The sequence below is a fragment of the Pseudomonas syringae group sp. 26L6 genome (assembly GCF_032587815.1).
GTDB lineage: Bacteria > Pseudomonadota > Gammaproteobacteria > Pseudomonadales > Pseudomonadaceae > Aquipseudomonas > Aquipseudomonas amygdali.
Genome location: NZ_JAWHPJ010000020.1, coordinates 230,429 through 244,956, shown reverse-complemented (window position 1 = coordinate 244,956; position 14,528 = coordinate 230,429). Strand labels below are relative to the sequence as shown.

Sequence of the window (14,528 nt, the reverse complement as noted above, 5' to 3'; positions counted from 1 at the left end):
GAAATGTACACCGATGCCCCGCAAGAAAAGACCGAAAATTACATCCCGGCTGAAGACTCAGACCAGGGAGTAGACGAAGTTTCCAGGACGCCGTTGCCCACTTACGCCGACGTACCGGATTATCCGGAAGATTTGGTACGCCAGCAGGTCAAGCCACCGGTAAAGTTCAAACCGCCTGTAAAGCCACCTGTCAAACCGCCTGTAAAGCCGCCTGTAAAACCTCCGGTCAAAGGGGCAGGTCCAGTGAAGCCGCCCGTGAGACCGCCCGTGAAACCCCCGGTCAAGGTGAAAAAACCAGTGAGGCCACCTGTCAAACCGCCCGTCAAACCTGTTATCAAATCACCCGTTGCGCAAAAGTTAACGCCGGCCCCTGAGGCACCTTCGCGCCTGGACAAGCTGCTGGCAGTCATAAGCACGGTCACCGGTGTTTTACAACTGGTCCACCCGCTAAACAGTGTCTTCAACCCCGATGGTACGGTCAGTTATCCGAATGGAAGTGTTGCGGCGGCAGATGGCCAGTCCTTGACGCACACGGATGGCACTGTTCAACACCTGGATGGCACCACCGTGCATGCCGACGGTTCGGTCGAGCACCCCGGCGGCGATGTTCAACACAAGGACGGGACCTGGGTTATGGCAGATGGCTCTGTCAACTACGCCGACGGTCGCTGGAAGTTACCGGACGGGACTATCACTGATGCCGAAGGCAATGTGCTAGGTACAGTCGGGCCTGAGGCTAAGCTGTAACAGTAATAAGTACGGGCGATAAAAAACCCCGGCTCTTGCGAGTCAGGGTTTTTTGCTGTTGCAGCGCCGTGTTACAGGCGTGGGTAGTCGATATAGCCGACCGGCCCTTTGCCGTAGAACGTTTCGGGATGCGCTTCATTCAGAGGCGCATCGCTGGCCAGACGCTCAGGCAGGTCCGGGTTGGCAATATAAGGCACACCAAATGCGATAGCGTCGGCCTTGCCTTCTGCCAGCCAGGTATTTGCGGTGTCCTTGGTGAATTTTTCATTGGCGATATAGACGCCACCGAAATCCTTCTTCAACTGCGGGCCGAGGCTGTCTTCGGCGTCACGCTCACGGGCACAGATGAACGCGATACCGCGCTTGCCAAGCTCTTTGGCCACGTAGCTGAAGGTTTCAGTGCGGTTAGCATCGCTCATGTCGTGCATGTCGAAGCGAGGCGAAAGGTGTACGCCTACGCGACCAGCGCCCCACACCTCAATGACCGCATCAGTCACTTCCAGCAGCAGACGAGCACGGTTTTCTACCGAACCGCCGTACTCGTCAGTGCGCTGGTTGGAGCCGGTCAGCAGGAACTGTTCCAGCAGGTAGCCGTTGGCACCGTGTACTTCCACGCCGTCGAAGCCCGCAGCCTTGGCGTTTTCCGCACCGACGCGATAGGCCTCGACGATGTCACCGATTTCTGCCAGTTCCAGCGCGCGCGGGGTCGGTAGCGGGGTGATCGGGCGCATCAGGCTGACGTGGCCTTCAGCTGCGATAGCGCTAGGGGCCACCGGAGTTTCGCCGTTCAGGTACGCCGGGTGGGAGATGCGGCCAACGTGCCACAGCTGCAGCACAATCCGGCCACCAGCGGTATGCACGGCCTTGGTGATGTTGCTCCAGCCGCGTACTTGGTCGTTGGACCAGATGCCGGGTGTGTCCGGGTAACCAACACCCATCGGCGTGACCGATGTGGCTTCAGTCAGGATCAGGCCTGCAGAAGCACGCTGCACGTAATACTCGGACATCAATGCATTGGGTACGCGACCTTCGTCGGCGCGGCAGCGCGTCAGTGGCGCCATGATGATGCGGTTTGGCAGTTGCAGATCGCCAATGGTGATCGGGTCAAAGATAGTCGTCATGTGTCGAATCCTCGTGATTGATCAATGTGTAGCAGGTGCCAGATCGGGGTTGCCGGTCTGACGAAAAGTAATCAGTGTGATCAGCAGCGCGAGCACTGCCAGCATGGCAGCGGCCAGCGGTACGCTGGTCAGGCCCAGGCCGTGGGCGATGACGCTGCCACCGACCCAGGCACCAAGCGCGTTGCCCACGTTGAAAGCGCCGATGTTCAGGGTTGAAACCAGGTTGGGCGCGGCTTTGCCGAAGGTCACCACGTTGATCTGCAGAGCCGGGACGGCGGCAAAGGCAGCGACCGCCCAGAGGAACAGGGTGATTTCAGTCGGGATCAGCGCGGCGCTGGTCCAGCTGAGAGCGGTTGAGATCACCGCCATCGAGACGAACACGGCAATCAGCGTGGATGACACACGGCGGTCGGCCATCTTGCCGCCAATCACGTTACCTGCGGTCAGGCCCAGGCCTATCAACAGCAGGGTCCAGGTCACGCCCTTGGGCGATACGCCGGTGACTTCGCCGAGCAGCGGGGCAATGTAGGTGAACAGGGTGAACATGGACGCTGAAAACAGCGCGGTCATGGTAAGCGACAGCCAGATACCGGCACCTTTCAGTGCGGCCAGTTCGGCGCGCATGTCGAGTTTTTCTTCTTTGCGGTTGGTCGGCAGAAAGCGGATCAGGCCGATCAGTGCAATCACGCCGATGACTGTTACCGCCCAGAAGGTCGAGCGCCAGCCTGCGTATTGACCCAATGCAGTACCCAAAGGCACGCCCAGCACGTTGGCCAGGGTCAGACCGGTGAACATCAACGCTACTGCCGAAGCGCGGCGATTGGCAGGCACCAGCCCTGCAGCAACTACCGAACCGATGCCGAAGAACGCACCATGACACAGCGCTGTAACCACGCGGGCGAACATCAATACGTTGTAGTCACTGGCCAGTGCGCAGAGCAGGTTGCCGATGATGAAAATGCCCATCAACGTGACCAGCGCAGCCTTGCGCGGCAGTTTTGCCGTGGCCATGGCCATGAACGGCGCGCCGACGGCCACGCCCAGCGCATAGCCGGTGACCAGCCAGCCTGCGCCGGGGATAGATACACCAAGGTCAGCCGCCACATCGGGCAGCAGGCCCATGATGACGAATTCGGTGGTGCCGATGGCAAAGGCGCTCAGGGCCAGAATAAGTAGCGAAAGAGGCACGGGGCAGCTCCTGGTAAACGTTGGAAAATCAGGTCGGGTTGTTCAGCTCTTCAACCAGCGCCTGAACGAATGCCTGTATGACTTCTTCGTTGCGTCTGAAGAAATGCCATTGGCCAACCTTCTTGCTGCTGATCAGGCCAGCGCGTTGCAAGGTCGCCAGATGGGCCGAGACAGTGGATTGGGACAATCCTGCACGCTGATCGATCTGTCCGGCGCACACGCCGTGTTCAATCGAGTATTGCTGAGCAGGAAAGCTCGCGCGGGGGTCCTTCAACCAGGTCAGGATTTCTCGGCGGACCGGATGGGCCAGGGCTTTTATTATGTCGTCGAGGTCGATAGGCATGTCGTTCTCACAGGCGGTGTAGCGATATATCGCGATAGGACGAACCTTATATCTGTATTTCGCGATATACAAATATGATTTTGTGCTTAGGACTGGCAAAATCGCTATATCGGGTTATATCGATATATAGACCTCGGCCTTGAAAGCGGCGTAGGCTTGCAGGCATGAACTATCTGGCACATCTTCATCTTGGCGGGCATCGGCCTGCTCAATTGCTTGGCAGCCTGTATGGCGACTTCGTCAAAGGTCCGCTGTCGGGACGTTTTCCTGCAGAGCTTGAAGCGGCCATTCGGCTGCATCGCAGCATTGACGCTTTCACTGACAGCCACCCGCTGATCAAGGCTTCCATTGCCCGCTTTCCATCCCAGCGGCGACGCTATGCAGGCATTATGCTCGACGTCTTTTTCGATCATTGTCTGGCTCGCGACTGGCATCGCTATGCCGATCTGCCGCTGGACGTATTCACTGGCAAAGTCTATGGCACGCTGGCCGCCGAGCCGCAATTGCCCGAGCGGCTCGCATTGATCGCGCCGCGCATGGCCGCGCAGGACTGGCTGGGTTCGTATCGGGATTTCGAGGTGCTGGGGCAGGTGCTGAGCGGGATATCGCGACGCTTGTCACGGCCCGAAGGGCTGGCAGGCGGCATGCAGGAACTGCAGGCGCTTTACCAGCCCTTGAGTGCGGATTTCGCCGAGTTCTATCCGCTATTGGAGGATTTTGCTCAGGCTGCCCTGGCCGAGCGCGAAGCCACTTCGCTCGGCTGAGCAGGCTCGCCGGATACTTGTTTACCGATCACTGACTCCCCCGTGACAGGTTCACCGAACAGCGCCACCTGAACGGCTTGCTGGGCCTTGAACGCCAGTGCAGCGCGTTCCTGATCCGCCGTCGGAATCGGGGTCAGCAGGTGAATGTGCACATCGCTCTGCTCATTGGCGAACAACCGGCGCAAATGGGACAGCAAATCGTCGTCGCCAATGAACGGGGCAATCGGGTCCGGTTTGCCGTCGCGCGAGTAACCGATGGCCACTGGCTGGATCGGCACGCCGGCTTCAATGGCACTGGACAGCAGACGGCCGTGGAAGGTGCGCAGGCTTCTGCCATCGGTGGTGGTGCCTTCCGGGAAGATCAGCAGTGCGTTGCCTTGTTGCAGGTGATTGCACATCTGCTTTTGAATCAGACGGCTGTCGCCCGACCCGCGACGAATGAACAGCGTACCAGCCTTCAGTGCCAGCCAGCCCGCTACCGGCCAGGTCCGGACTTCGGCCTTCGACAGAAACGACAGCGGTGCCAGCATGCCCAGCAGTGCAATGTCGGTCCACGACACATGGTTACTGACCCACAGCATTGGCTGGGTTGGCAACTGACCTGTCACGGTGACGCGAAACGGCAGGGCATTGGTCAGGCGCGCCATGAACCAACGGCTCCAGCGCTGCCTGCGCTCCATCGACCCACCGATTCTGGTGCGTTCCAGAACCGCGAACGTTCCGGCAATCGTCAAGCCGAGCGCCACGACCAGCAGCACCCGGACTACGCGGGCATAGCCGCGTGCCCGGCCCATCACACGGCCGCCTTGAAGTGGCGGGCGTAACGCGGGCACAAGTCGTCGCGCTTGAGCAGGATGAAGACGTCGGCCACCTGGAAATCTTCGTCCCAGCAAGGTTCGCCGCAGATCTTGGCGCCCAGGCGCATGTAAGCCTTGAGCAGTGGCGGCATCTCGCAGATCACATTGCTCGGGATATCGAGCGTCGGCAGCGGGTTTTTCGGCTCGGCGCGCAAGTGCTCGTTGCACAGGTAGCGTTCGCGCAGGCGTTGCATGATCGCGTGCGCCTGAATGCCGCCGTCGTGCATCGGGATGCTCGCGCAGCCCATCAGGTAGCTGTAGCCGCCTTCGTTCAGCACCTCGGCCAGCTCGCTCCACAACACCGCGATGGTGCCACCGTTGCGGTAGGCCGGGTCTACGCAGGTACGTCCCAGTTCAAGAATCGGACCCTGCAGATGAACCAGACCGTGCAGGCTGAATTCTTCTTCACTGTAGAAACGCCCCAGCGTGCTGGCAGCCTTGTGGTCGAGCAGCCGGGTAGTGGCAACCAGACGCCCGGTGTTCAGGTCACGCACACCAATGTGCGAGCAATGAACATCGTAATCGTCGATATCCAGGCCTTGTTCAGCGCCGTTGAGACGGGCGTTGAACTCTTCGCTGAACACACTGAAACGCAACGCCTGTGCTTCCTGCAGGGCGCGCGCTCCAATCAGGCGCTCGGCCTGAAGACGACGTTCAGAAGTGTTGTCACGAATGCGGGCGATCTGGGTCATACGAATCTCCATGAGCCAGCCATGCAGAGTTTGGCTGGTTGACTGATTTGTCCAGGCGCTTTGCCGTACTTGCAGGCTAGGGAGATGGCGTGTCATGCCTGTGAAGCTTTGGTGATGGTTGTGTGACGGGCAACGCTGTGGGCATTTCCACGCTGGTGGAGCGGGAGGAGCGAGCGGCTTACGAAGGACCACTATCGTGCCCATGCTCCGCGTGGGTATGCCGTTCTGGACGCTCTGCGTCCTGTCCCGGGGTAATGGCTGACTGTCACGAAGCCCTGATACGGTATGCGGATTACTCTGTAGAGGCTCTGTCATGCCGCGTAGATCTTTCCGCCTGTGTCTGGTTTTGATCCTGGGCTTCAGTGCCCAGGGCGTCGTTGCTCAAACATGGCCGACAGAGCAATGGTCATCTCAGCCTGCGCCGCGATCTGCGGCAATCGAAGAACTCGAGGCCTACGCCTTCCCGCCCCGTGACGACGCCACACGCAAGGGCATTCGCACCGATGCGCTGCTGGTGATTCGTGATGGCGAAGTTGTGTATGAGCGCTACGGCGGTGTGACCACAGCGCAAACCCCGCACCTGACCTGGTCGATCAGCAAGAGCGTGATGGCGACAGTGCTGGGCGTGGCGTTTACCGACGGGCGCTTTCAACTCAATGATCCGGTGGCGAAGTTCTACCCGCCGTTCAAGGCGCACCCCGATATCGCCATCAAAGACCTGATGCACTGGGCTTCGGGGCTGAATTGGCAGGAAGATTACGAATATGCACCGCTTAACTCTTCCGTAGTCGCCATGCTCTACACCCGTGGGCGTGACGACATGGCGCGCTTCACCGCCGAGCACCGCGCAGCCAGATCCCCCGGCAAGGCGTACCTGTATTCCAGCGGCGACAGCACGGTCCTGGCTGCTGCGTTGAAAAATATCGTCGGGCCACAGGCGTATGCGGATTATCCGTGGACCGCACTGTTTGACCCGCTTGGCATCCGCAGTGCCGTCTGGGAAACCGATGGCGTGGGTACATTTGTAGGGTCGTCCTATGCCTACATGACCGCCCGCGACCTGGCACGCATCGGCTTGCTGATGCAGCGCGGCGGGCAATGGCAGGCTCGGCAGTTGCTCAACAAGGAATGGATGAACTTCGTGCTGACGCCGTTTGCAGGCGAGCAGATAGATGCCAACGTCGAAGTCCCTGGCGGCCAATGGTGGCTCAATCGAACTGCCGATGGCGGCAGGGGGCCGTGGCCGGATGCGCCCCCTGATACCTTTGCCGCACTGGGCCATTGGGGGCAGGCGCTGTACGTGATCCCCGACCGGAAGCTGGTGATCGTGCGCTATGCCGATGACCGCGACGGTACTTACAACCACAATCAGATGCTCAAGCGCATACAGGCAGCCTTTGGCAAGGAGGGCGGGCAATGAGCAGTCGCCGAATGTTCATCCTGCGTCGACCCTTCAGCAGCCTGCTGTTGCTGATCCTTGCTGCGCTCGCGGTACTTGCCTGGCAGTACCGCGTGAACCTGCAGGCATTCCCCACCATCATCAGTGCCTACACCGCCAAGGAATACTGCTCGTGCAGGTACGTCATGAACAACTCCGAGGCGTATTGCATGGGCTACGTCAAACAGTACGTGCCCAGCGCGCTGATCGACGACAGCAGCCAGAAAAAGGTCATTGCCAACGGGCTTGGACGAACCAGCAGTGCGTCGTGGCAGGGTGAGCGACAAGGCTGCCGACTGTTGCCATCCGAGCCTTGATGGATTGCTGCCGAACGTCGTGGTTTGCCAGAGGTCAGACAGGCGGATAAGGTGGCCCTCAATTGCACGTCTGGAGTCTGCATGCTCACTATGAATCGCCTGCTGCTGGTCATGCTGGCCGCAGTGGCGTTACCTGCCCATGCGAACTGGTATCTGGATAACGAGTCGTCGCGGCTCTCGTTCACGTCAACCAAAAATGCCGATATTGCCGAGGTGCATCGCTTCCTCGTGCTGCATGGCAAGGTCGACCCCAAAGGGCTGGCTGAGGTGGAAGTCGAAACGGAGTCCATTAGCACCGGTATTCCCCTGCGTGACGAGCGCCTGCGGGAGCAGGTGTTTCAGGTACACAAGTTTCCCGTTGCGCAGATCAATGCCCAGCTCGACATGCGCCCGATCAATAACCTTGCCCCCGGCGCGCAACTGGAATTGCGTTTACCACTGACCGTCAGCCTGCGCGGCAAGAGTCACAGCTATAACGCCGAACTGCTGGCGACGCGCCTCGACGAGCGCCGCTTTCAGGTTGTGACGCTCGAACCGCTGGTGATTCATGCTCAGGACTTCGATATGGTTTCGGACTTCAATGCCCTGCGCAACGCGGCAGGCTTGTCGGCGGTCAGTCTGTCAGTCCCGGTCGGGGCTGTCCTGATCTTCACGGCGCGCTGATATGAACGGTGCGATTTTCCCGTGGCGTGAAAACAACCGCTTTCAATTGCTGATCGACGGTCCTGCGTTCTTCCCGCGCATGATTGCAGCTATTGACCGGGCCGAGCAGCAGGTTGACCTGGAGCTGTATCTGGTCGAAGCCGGGGCCTGCGCCGATGCCATCGTGCGGGCGCTGGTCGAGGCGGGCAGGCGTGGTGTGATCGTGCGCTGCCTGTTCGACGACTTCGGTTCTAAAGCCTTCGACGCCGGCCTGCGCAAGCAACTGACCGATGCCGGTGTGATTCTGCGTTTCTACAACCCTATTCACTGGCGACGCGGCGTGCGCAACTTCTACCGCGACCATCGCAAATTGCTGGTGGTCGACAAGACGCTGGCGGTGGTCGGCGGTACGGGTGTAACCGATGAATTCTGGGAGCCAGACAAGGATGTCAGCCAATGGCACGAAGTGATGGTGGAAATCACCGGGCCGCTGGTTCTTGACTGGCAAGCGTTGTTCAACCGGCAGTTTCACGCCAATGCCCGACGTTTCGCCTGGCGCCCGAAAGAAAACTTTGGTCTGGATCATCTGCCCACCGCTCCGGTAGCCGGTGAAGGCCTTGGCCGTGTGGCGTACGCCGACTCTCGCCAGCACCGCGACATTCTGCAATCGCTGGTGCGCACGCTGAACACCGGGCAAAAGCGCATCTGGCTGGCAACCCCCTACTTTCTACCCACCTGGAAAGTTCGCCGCGCCTTGCGCAGGGCAGCCTCGCGCGGCGTCGATGTACGTTTGCTGCTGACCGGGCCACGCACCGATCACCCGTCCGTACGCTACGCCGGTCACCGTTACTACCCGCGCTTGCTGCGGGCCGGGGTCAAGGTCTTCGAATACCAGCCGTGTTTTCTGCACTTGAAAATGGTCCTGATCGACGACTGGGTGAGCATCGGCTCGTGCAACTTCGACCACTGGAACCTGCGCTTCAACCTTGAAGCCAACCTCGAAGCCCTCGACCCAGGGCTGACCCGCGATGTGGTCGCCAGCTTCGAAAAAGACTTCGCCCTGAGCGCCGAAACCACACTGGCAGACTGGAAGGCCAGACCACTGTGGCGACGCGTCAAACAGCGCTTGTGGGGGTGGATCGACCGGCTGGTGGTGAACCTGCTGGATCAGCGTAATTGAGGTGTACGCGGGGCCGAGCGTGGCCCCGGGTTGTCATCTGGTCAAACGATGCATTCCAGTGAGCGGTCAACCATGGCTTTGGCCATCTCGGCCATGTGCAATACCGAAAACGCCAGATCGCGGCTGGTGCCTTGGGTGCTGTCGCCGGATTCATACGCTGTCGTAATGATGCAGCGCAGCAAGTCCGAAGCGTAGTTGAGCGCCTCTTCCTGGCTGACGGATGCGTTGACGGTGAACAGGGCGGTGGGCGGGTCGGGGACGATTTTATGGGGCATGTTTGCAACTCCTGATCATTGAAGGAGCCGCCCTGTTCGCTACCAAACGATCAGGGTGGCGGCCGTACGCAGGTTGGTAGACCGGTGACCAGGCAAGCCGGTGCGTCCGAAAACGCCAAGCGCACGGCCACCATAAACGCAGGCCGTAAGAATGCGCCCTGTAGAAGGTGGCGCATTGCGCACAGGTCACTCAGGTCTACCAAACCTGATCGCTGATTGGGCAGCGACCGTTGAAGGCTAGAGACCTGAATAGCCAAGCGCAAAAGACCGGGATTTTCTCGGAAATTTCCTTCAAATGGAAGGGAGGTGTCCTGCGGTTAATTCTTACAAGAGTTATCGAAAAAGGTTTTCTGAGGCTGTTCTCGTTGCCTGCCTCGTAAACGTGGGTACACTATTTTCTACGTCACAAAGACGTGTTCAGCGCGAAGGACAGGAATGGATAATATAGGGAACGATGGGCAACAGCCGGAAAGCCTCAATCTGAAATTCAACTATAAATTCTTCTTCTGGCTGCTGTTCTCGATAGTGGTTTTGAAACTTACACTGTTCGGCTATCTGGACAGCCCTTCGGGCGCGGACGAAGTAGTGATGAAGCGCGAGCTGCCACAGGGGGACTGGCTTTACATTACCCGCTACGGCGCACCCGCAACAGATCTGGACACCTTGCGTTTTTACATCAGTAAACGTCTGGATGGCAGCGACTCGCAAGTGCTGAAGCAGTTGAACGACTCTAGTCTTTTTCTGCTGACTGACAGCGCTCTGAGTGATGTGAAGATTTTCGAAACGCCAAATGGTGTTGGTGTAGAAGTGACTGGCGCTGTTTATCAGTATTTCAGCAAGCAGTACATTATCGAGGGGGAGACGTTAAAAAGCTATCGGATTACATTGAATCAGCATGATGTGTCTCCGCCCTATAGATAATGTACGTAATAAAATGCTTGCAATGAAAATAGCCTGTGCAGCGTTGCTGGACAGGCTTGTTGCGTGAAGGAAATAGTTAAGGCTTTTTGATATTCTGCATGTAGGTCTGATTCGGGTGAGTCACGACTTTTTTCGTTAGCGCGTCCAGTTCCTTGCTGTGATACATGTCCAGGCATTTCAATAGGTCGAATTTTATTCCCTTTATCTGGGATTCGGCCAAAGGGTTTGTGTAGTCTCTGGCGAGGTATTTTTCAACCAATGCCTTGACTGCAAGGGGGCTTTTTTCCATGTCATAGTAGGTCCAGTCACGCATCGCGCTGACACTACTGCCCGCGTCAATGCCGACGTTCACATCATATTTATAAGCGGTGGTTATGCAGGTGGCGAGTGCCATGTCCTTGTAGTTTTTTTCAAAGGTTCTGTACATTCCTTCAGGCGATGAGGTGGGGGTGTAGGCGAAGCTGTTGGATGTTGTTAAGACCAGAGATGCTGTTAGGGCCGTAAGACATGATTTCATTCTACGAACCTCCCTGTGAATATGGATGTTATTTGTAGTCCTGCATGTAGGTGTGTGTTGGATTTACGACAGTTTTTTTTGTCAAGGCATTCAGCTCCTTGCTGTGGTAAAGGTCCAAGCACTTTAAAAGGTCAAATTTCACACCCTTTATCTCGGACTCGGTTAAGGGGTTCGTATAATCTCTGGCCAGATACTTGCTTACGAGCGCTCGAATTCCATCGGGTCCTACTTCCCAGTCGTAATTTGCCCAGTCCTCAATGGCGGTGACGCTACTTCCAGCATCAATTCCGACCTTTACGTCAGAGGCGTAAGCGTTTGCTATACAGGTAGCAAGGACCAGGTCCTTGAAGTTTTGTTCATAGCTTCGGTGCATGCCCTCTGGTGATGAGGATTTTGTATGTGCGAAGCTCTCGGTTGCCAAGAGTGCGAGACAGACTGTGATGGCTGTGACAATGAGCTTCATTAAACTAAGCTCCAGAAATTTGCCATATCCGTACGGTAGTTAACGTCGGGCTCGTTAAAGTAGCAATGGTCATAGCAAATGTCACCGTCAAATAACGTTGCATGGCCTTTTGCGTCTGTCCAACCCGATATTTCAAATAATATAACTCCTTTTTTTCTTGCAAGCGCTCCGCCGTCAGAGGGCGGGTATTTGACGACCTCAGGCTTGCCCCAGTGCGTTTCCAAAAAGCTTTTCAGGTTCGATACACGGAAAAAGTACTGATGCTGATCTGCGCCAGAGACTGTCTGTTTAGCTATCTTAGGTATTTTCAATCCTGAGTAGTTCAGGATGTAACTTAATCGCACAGCACAGGTGTTCCTCCACTTTGTCGAAGGATCAGGATTATTTATATTCTTCGCCACAAACCCCCCAATCACCTCTGCCACTCTTTTTTCCGGTGCCACCGGATCATAAATATGTTGCGAAGCCGCCCAGGCGGCAGTAAAAAATGGCCGTGCCATAGTCTTTCCCTGATCGTTCTGTAAGGTTCAATGCATGAGCGTTCAAAAAAATCAGGAATAGACCTTGTTGTTGATACGGTTCCAGCCACCCGAGACATTTCCTCCACCGGCACCATCCGATCTTTTTTGCTGTGTGTAGGTGGTTTTTATTTTCCCGTAATTCAAGCTGATCGTTTCACTGGGTATGCCATCGTTGGCATGCTGGGTGTAGTTGGAAATGATGACTTCTTCCAGCAGCACTTCAAAGTATTTGACCTTGTCTCCGCCTGCACGATGCAGTGACAACACGACTTCTTTCAGGTGTCTGCCTGCGCACAAGGTTTCCATGAGCTTGCAGCTCGACTTGTCCAGTGATTTGGTGAACGAGAAATCACTCAAGGAAGTCCTTCCGGACGATGCACCACCGGAAGAACTCGCCGTGGCGGAAGTACTTTGATGCATGCCGAAGCCATACCCGGTGATCTCGATACAGTCCTTGTAGCGGTCATCCAGCGCTTCGCCTGGAATGCCTTCTATCTTGATATAGGCGTCAAAAGCCATTTTGAAATCTCCCTGTTTATCAGGCGGTATGCCTGAGAAGTACATTTATTTTTCATGCGCTCAATGGTTTACAGCCAGCAGAAGAATAATCTGTCTTTCAGGGAGGGAAAGGGGTATTGAACCTCTGGGGAGTAGCGAACTGTCTCGGTTTATTGTCTGAAATGTATTACGGACTGATCGCAGGGTGCGATGTATATTACCAGTGAGTCGTATTGTTTATTGGGGATAAGTTGCCTTGTTATATTGGCCGCAGGCTGAACGGTCTATTCCGGATTGCACTGGAAGATCGCAGGGGCCGTAAGTTAATCCGCATAAAAAACCCGGCTTGCGCCGGGTTTTTATTGTCTTGCAGATCAGAATTTACTGCACTTCCACCGCCAGACTGTCGCTGATCTTCTTCTGCCAGATCTGCGGGCCTGTGATGTGCACGGATTCGCCGGTGCTGTCTACGGCAACGGTAACCGGCATGTCCTTGACCTCGAACTCGTAGATCGCTTCCATACCCAGCTCGGCAAAAGCCACGACTCGGGATTTCTTGATCGCCTGAGCCACGAGGTATGCAGCGCCGCCGACGGCCATCAGATACACGGCCTTGTGGTCACGGATCGCTTCGATGGCGGTCGGGCCGCGTTCGGATTTGCCGATCATGCCCAGCAGGCCGGTCTGGTCGAGGATCTGACGGGTGAACTTGTCCATCCGCGTGGCCGTGGTTGGGCCTGCCGGGCCAACGACTTCTTCGCGTACCGGATCAACCGGGCCGACGTAGTAGATGAAACGACCCTTGAGATCGACCGGCAGGCTTTCGCCCTTGTTGAGCATTTCGACCATGCGCTTGTGCGCGGCGTCGCGTCCGGTAAGCATCTTGCCATTGAGCAGCACGGTTTCGCCCGGCTTCCAGCTTTGCACTTCTTCCGGGGTCAGGGTGTCGAGGTTGACGCGGCGGGCCGATGGGCCGGCTTCCCAGACGATTTCCGGGTAGGCGTCCAGCGACGGCGCTTCCAGCGAGGCAGGGCCGCTGCCGTCGAGTACGAAGTGCGCGTGGCGGGTGGCCGCGCAGTTAGGGATCATGCACACCGGCAGCGACGCAGCATGGGTCGGGTAATCCATGATCTTGACGTCGAGCACGGTGGTCAGACCGCCCAGGCCCTGAGCGCCTATGCCCAGCTGGTTGACCTTTTCGAACAGTTCCAGACGCATCTCTTCGATGCGGTTCTGCGGGCCACGGGCCTTCAGCTCATGAATGTCGATGGACTCCATCAACACTTCCTTGGCCATGACCGCTGCCTTTTCCGCGGTGCCGCCGATGCCGATGCCGAGCATGCCCGGTGGGCACCAGCCTGCGCCCATGGTTGGCACGGTTTTCAGGACCCAGTCGACGATCGAATCGGACGGGTTGAGCATCGCCATCTTCGATTTGTTTTCCGAACCGCCGCCTTTCGCCGCGACGTCCACTTCCACGGTATTACCTGGAACGATGGAGTAGTGGATAACAGCCGGGGTGTTGTCCTTGGTGTTTTTGCGAGCGCCTGCCGGGTCGGCGAGGATCGAGGCACGCAGCACGTTTTCAGGCAGGTTGTAAGCGCGACGCACGCCTTCGTTGATCATGTCGTCCAGGCCCATGGTGGCGCCATCCCAGCGAACATCCATACCCACGCGTACGAAAACGGTAACGATACCGGTGTCCTGGCAGATCGGGCGATGACCGGTCGCGCACATGCGCGAGTTGATCAGGATCTGAGCGATGGAGTCGCGAGCGGCAGGCGACTCTTCACGCAGATACGCCTCGTGCATGGCCTGGATGAAATCCACGGGGTGGTAGTAGGAAATGAACTGCAGTGCGTCTGCAACGCTCTGAATCAGGTCGTCTTGCTTGATCACGGTCATGCGGCGCGCTCCTCTGTAAGGACGGGAACATTCAATTACGCTATCGGCGGCAGTCTGGAACTGCGGCTTGAACCAGAGCTGTCAGGTTAGCCGTAGCGGGCGCAAAAAGGCGCGGCAGTATAACCCGCCCGACAGGCCA

The 14,528-nt window shown here is 57.4% G+C and carries 18 protein-coding genes; 7 read left to right on the top strand and 11 right to left on the bottom strand.

Going from position 1 to position 14,528, the window contains the following annotated elements:
- Positions 1-3: 3 nt before the first annotated feature.
- Positions 4-747, top strand: coding sequence for a hypothetical protein (locus tag RYA97_RS12040; protein ID WP_039847536.1), 744 nt, complete (start codon positions 4-6; stop codon positions 745-747).
- Positions 748-818: 71 nt separating this feature from the next.
- Here RYA97_RS12040 and RYA97_RS12035 read toward each other — a convergent pair whose 3' ends face one another.
- From RYA97_RS12035 to RYA97_RS12025, 3 genes are read right to left on the bottom strand one after another with little or no spacing between them, the layout of a single operon-like run.
- Positions 819-1,868, bottom strand: a complete 1,050-nt coding sequence (locus RYA97_RS12035) for an alkene reductase (RefSeq protein WP_002555001.1) — start codon at positions 1,866-1,868, stop codon at positions 819-821.
- Between the two features lie 21 nt (positions 1,869-1,889).
- Positions 1,890-3,056, bottom strand: coding sequence for an MFS transporter (locus RYA97_RS12030; protein ID WP_005741001.1), 1,167 nt, complete (start codon positions 3,054-3,056; stop codon positions 1,890-1,892).
- Positions 3,057-3,084: 28 nt separating this feature from the next.
- Positions 3,085-3,399, bottom strand: a complete 315-nt coding sequence (locus RYA97_RS12025) for an ArsR/SmtB family transcription factor (RefSeq protein ID WP_002554999.1) — start codon at positions 3,397-3,399, stop codon at positions 3,085-3,087.
- A gap of 164 nt (positions 3,400-3,563) precedes the next feature.
- Between RYA97_RS12025 and RYA97_RS12020 the strand changes: the two genes are divergently transcribed.
- Entirely contained in the window at positions 3,564-4,163 is a 600-nt protein-coding gene (locus RYA97_RS12020; RefSeq protein WP_005741002.1) for an ACP phosphodiesterase, read from the top strand.
- Here RYA97_RS12020 and RYA97_RS12015 read toward each other — a convergent pair.
- Together RYA97_RS12015 and olsB are read right to left on the bottom strand one after the other, a co-directional pair.
- A complete protein-coding gene (locus RYA97_RS12015) occupies positions 4,121-4,957 on the bottom strand; it encodes a lysophospholipid acyltransferase family protein (protein ID WP_046832736.1) in 837 nt (278 codons plus the stop codon). The two genes, RYA97_RS12020 and RYA97_RS12015, sit on opposite strands and share 43 nt — an antisense overlap.
- Positions 4,957-5,712, bottom strand: coding sequence for an L-ornithine N(alpha)-acyltransferase (gene olsB, locus RYA97_RS12010; RefSeq protein ID WP_005741003.1), 756 nt, complete (start codon positions 5,710-5,712; stop codon positions 4,957-4,959). The genes RYA97_RS12015 and olsB overlap by 1 nt, the downstream gene beginning before the upstream one ends.
- A 313-nt stretch (positions 5,713-6,025) precedes the next feature.
- On the opposite strand from olsB, the gene RYA97_RS12005 reads away from it, so the two are divergent.
- The 4 genes from RYA97_RS12005 to RYA97_RS11990 all read left to right on the top strand — a co-directional run bounded on the left by RYA97_RS12005 (position 6,026) and on the right by RYA97_RS11990 (position 9,289).
- Positions 6,026-7,132, top strand: coding sequence for a serine hydrolase domain-containing protein (locus RYA97_RS12005; protein ID WP_117140075.1), 1,107 nt, complete (start codon positions 6,026-6,028; stop codon positions 7,130-7,132).
- Positions 7,129-7,467, top strand: a complete 339-nt coding sequence (locus RYA97_RS12000; RefSeq protein WP_005741005.1) for a hypothetical protein — start codon at positions 7,129-7,131, stop codon at positions 7,465-7,467. The genes RYA97_RS12005 and RYA97_RS12000 overlap by 4 nt, the downstream gene beginning before the upstream one ends.
- 81 nt (positions 7,468-7,548) lie before the next feature.
- The gene (locus RYA97_RS11995) at positions 7,549-8,130 is read left to right on the top strand and encodes a YceI family protein (protein WP_011169403.1); all 582 of its coding nucleotides are present in this window, start codon (positions 7,549-7,551) and stop codon (positions 8,128-8,130) included.
- Position 8,131: 1 nt separating this feature from the next.
- The gene (locus tag RYA97_RS11990) at positions 8,132-9,289 is read left to right on the top strand and encodes a phospholipase D-like domain-containing protein (protein WP_005734681.1); all 1,158 of its coding nucleotides are present in this window, start codon (positions 8,132-8,134) and stop codon (positions 9,287-9,289) included.
- Between the two features lie 41 nt (positions 9,290-9,330).
- Here RYA97_RS11990 and RYA97_RS11985 read toward each other — a convergent pair whose 3' ends face one another.
- On the bottom strand, positions 9,331-9,564 hold the full coding sequence (locus RYA97_RS11985; protein ID WP_002554991.1) for a DUF6124 family protein: 234 nt from the start codon (positions 9,562-9,564) through the stop codon (positions 9,331-9,333).
- Positions 9,565-9,999: 435 nt separating this feature from the next.
- Between RYA97_RS11985 and RYA97_RS11980 the strand changes: the two genes are divergently transcribed.
- On the top strand, positions 10,000-10,485 hold the full coding sequence (locus tag RYA97_RS11980; protein ID WP_117140076.1) for a hypothetical protein: 486 nt from the start codon (positions 10,000-10,002) through the stop codon (positions 10,483-10,485).
- 76 nt (positions 10,486-10,561) lie between these two features.
- Here RYA97_RS11980 and RYA97_RS11975 read toward each other — a convergent pair whose 3' ends face one another.
- The 5 genes from RYA97_RS11975 to RYA97_RS11955 form a co-directional block, all read right to left on the bottom strand.
- Entirely contained in the window at positions 10,562-11,002 is a 441-nt protein-coding gene (locus RYA97_RS11975; RefSeq protein ID WP_057404439.1) for a type VI secretion system amidase immunity protein Tai4, read from the bottom strand.
- Positions 11,003-11,030: 28 nt separating this feature from the next.
- Positions 11,031-11,465, bottom strand: a complete 435-nt coding sequence (locus RYA97_RS11970; RefSeq protein ID WP_117140077.1) for a type VI secretion system amidase immunity protein Tai4 — start codon at positions 11,463-11,465, stop codon at positions 11,031-11,033.
- The gene (locus RYA97_RS11965; protein WP_054071787.1) at positions 11,465-11,965 is read right to left on the bottom strand and encodes a type VI secretion system amidase effector protein Tae4; all 501 of its coding nucleotides are present in this window, start codon (positions 11,963-11,965) and stop codon (positions 11,465-11,467) included. Before RYA97_RS11965 ends, RYA97_RS11970 begins: the two co-directional genes overlap by 1 nt.
- Before the next feature lie 51 nt (positions 11,966-12,016).
- The gene (locus tag RYA97_RS11960) at positions 12,017-12,505 is read right to left on the bottom strand and encodes an Hcp family type VI secretion system effector (RefSeq protein ID WP_044294441.1); all 489 of its coding nucleotides are present in this window, start codon (positions 12,503-12,505) and stop codon (positions 12,017-12,019) included.
- A gap of 360 nt (positions 12,506-12,865) precedes the next feature.
- The gene (locus tag RYA97_RS11955) at positions 12,866-14,389 is read right to left on the bottom strand and encodes a fumarate hydratase (protein ID WP_002554987.1); all 1,524 of its coding nucleotides are present in this window, start codon (positions 14,387-14,389) and stop codon (positions 12,866-12,868) included.
- Between the last annotated feature and the right edge of the window lie 139 nt (positions 14,390-14,528).

Coding starts and splice junctions, on each gene's coding strand:
- RYA97_RS12025 (WP_002554999.1), bottom strand. CDS start 3,399: ATGCCTATCGACCTCGACGACATAATAAAAGCCCTGGCCCATCCGGTC.
- RYA97_RS11960 (WP_044294441.1), bottom strand. CDS start 12,505: ATGGCTTTTGACGCCTATATCAAGATAGAAGGCATTCCAGGCGAAGCG.
- RYA97_RS11965 (WP_054071787.1), bottom strand. CDS start 11,965: ATGGCACGGCCATTTTTTACTGCCGCCTGGGCGGCTTCGCAACATATT.
- RYA97_RS12000 (WP_005741005.1), top strand. CDS start 7,129: ATGAGCAGTCGCCGAATGTTCATCCTGCGTCGACCCTTCAGCAGCCTG.
- RYA97_RS11990 (WP_005734681.1), top strand. CDS start 8,132: ATGAACGGTGCGATTTTCCCGTGGCGTGAAAACAACCGCTTTCAATTG.
- RYA97_RS12035 (WP_002555001.1), bottom strand. CDS start 1,868: ATGACGACTATCTTTGACCCGATCACCATTGGCGATCTGCAACTGCCA.
- RYA97_RS11995 (WP_011169403.1), top strand. CDS start 7,549: ATGCTCACTATGAATCGCCTGCTGCTGGTCATGCTGGCCGCAGTGGCG.
- RYA97_RS11955 (WP_002554987.1), bottom strand. CDS start 14,389: ATGACCGTGATCAAGCAAGACGACCTGATTCAGAGCGTTGCAGACGCA.
- RYA97_RS12015 (WP_046832736.1), bottom strand. CDS start 4,957: ATGGGCCGGGCACGCGGCTATGCCCGCGTAGTCCGGGTGCTGCTGGTC.
- RYA97_RS11970 (WP_117140077.1), bottom strand. CDS start 11,465: ATGAAGCTCATTGTCACAGCCATCACAGTCTGTCTCGCACTCTTGGCA.
- RYA97_RS11985 (WP_002554991.1), bottom strand. CDS start 9,564: ATGCCCCATAAAATCGTCCCCGACCCGCCCACCGCCCTGTTCACCGTC.
- RYA97_RS12020 (WP_005741002.1), top strand. CDS start 3,564: ATGAACTATCTGGCACATCTTCATCTTGGCGGGCATCGGCCTGCTCAA.
- RYA97_RS11975 (WP_057404439.1), bottom strand. CDS start 11,002: ATGAAATCATGTCTTACGGCCCTAACAGCATCTCTGGTCTTAACAACA.
- RYA97_RS12005 (WP_117140075.1), top strand. CDS start 6,026: ATGCCGCGTAGATCTTTCCGCCTGTGTCTGGTTTTGATCCTGGGCTTC.
- RYA97_RS12040 (WP_039847536.1), top strand. CDS start 4: ATGTACACCGATGCCCCGCAAGAAAAGACCGAAAATTACATCCCGGCT.
- olsB (WP_005741003.1), bottom strand. CDS start 5,712: ATGACCCAGATCGCCCGCATTCGTGACAACACTTCTGAACGTCGTCTT.
- RYA97_RS11980 (WP_117140076.1), top strand. CDS start 10,000: ATGGATAATATAGGGAACGATGGGCAACAGCCGGAAAGCCTCAATCTG.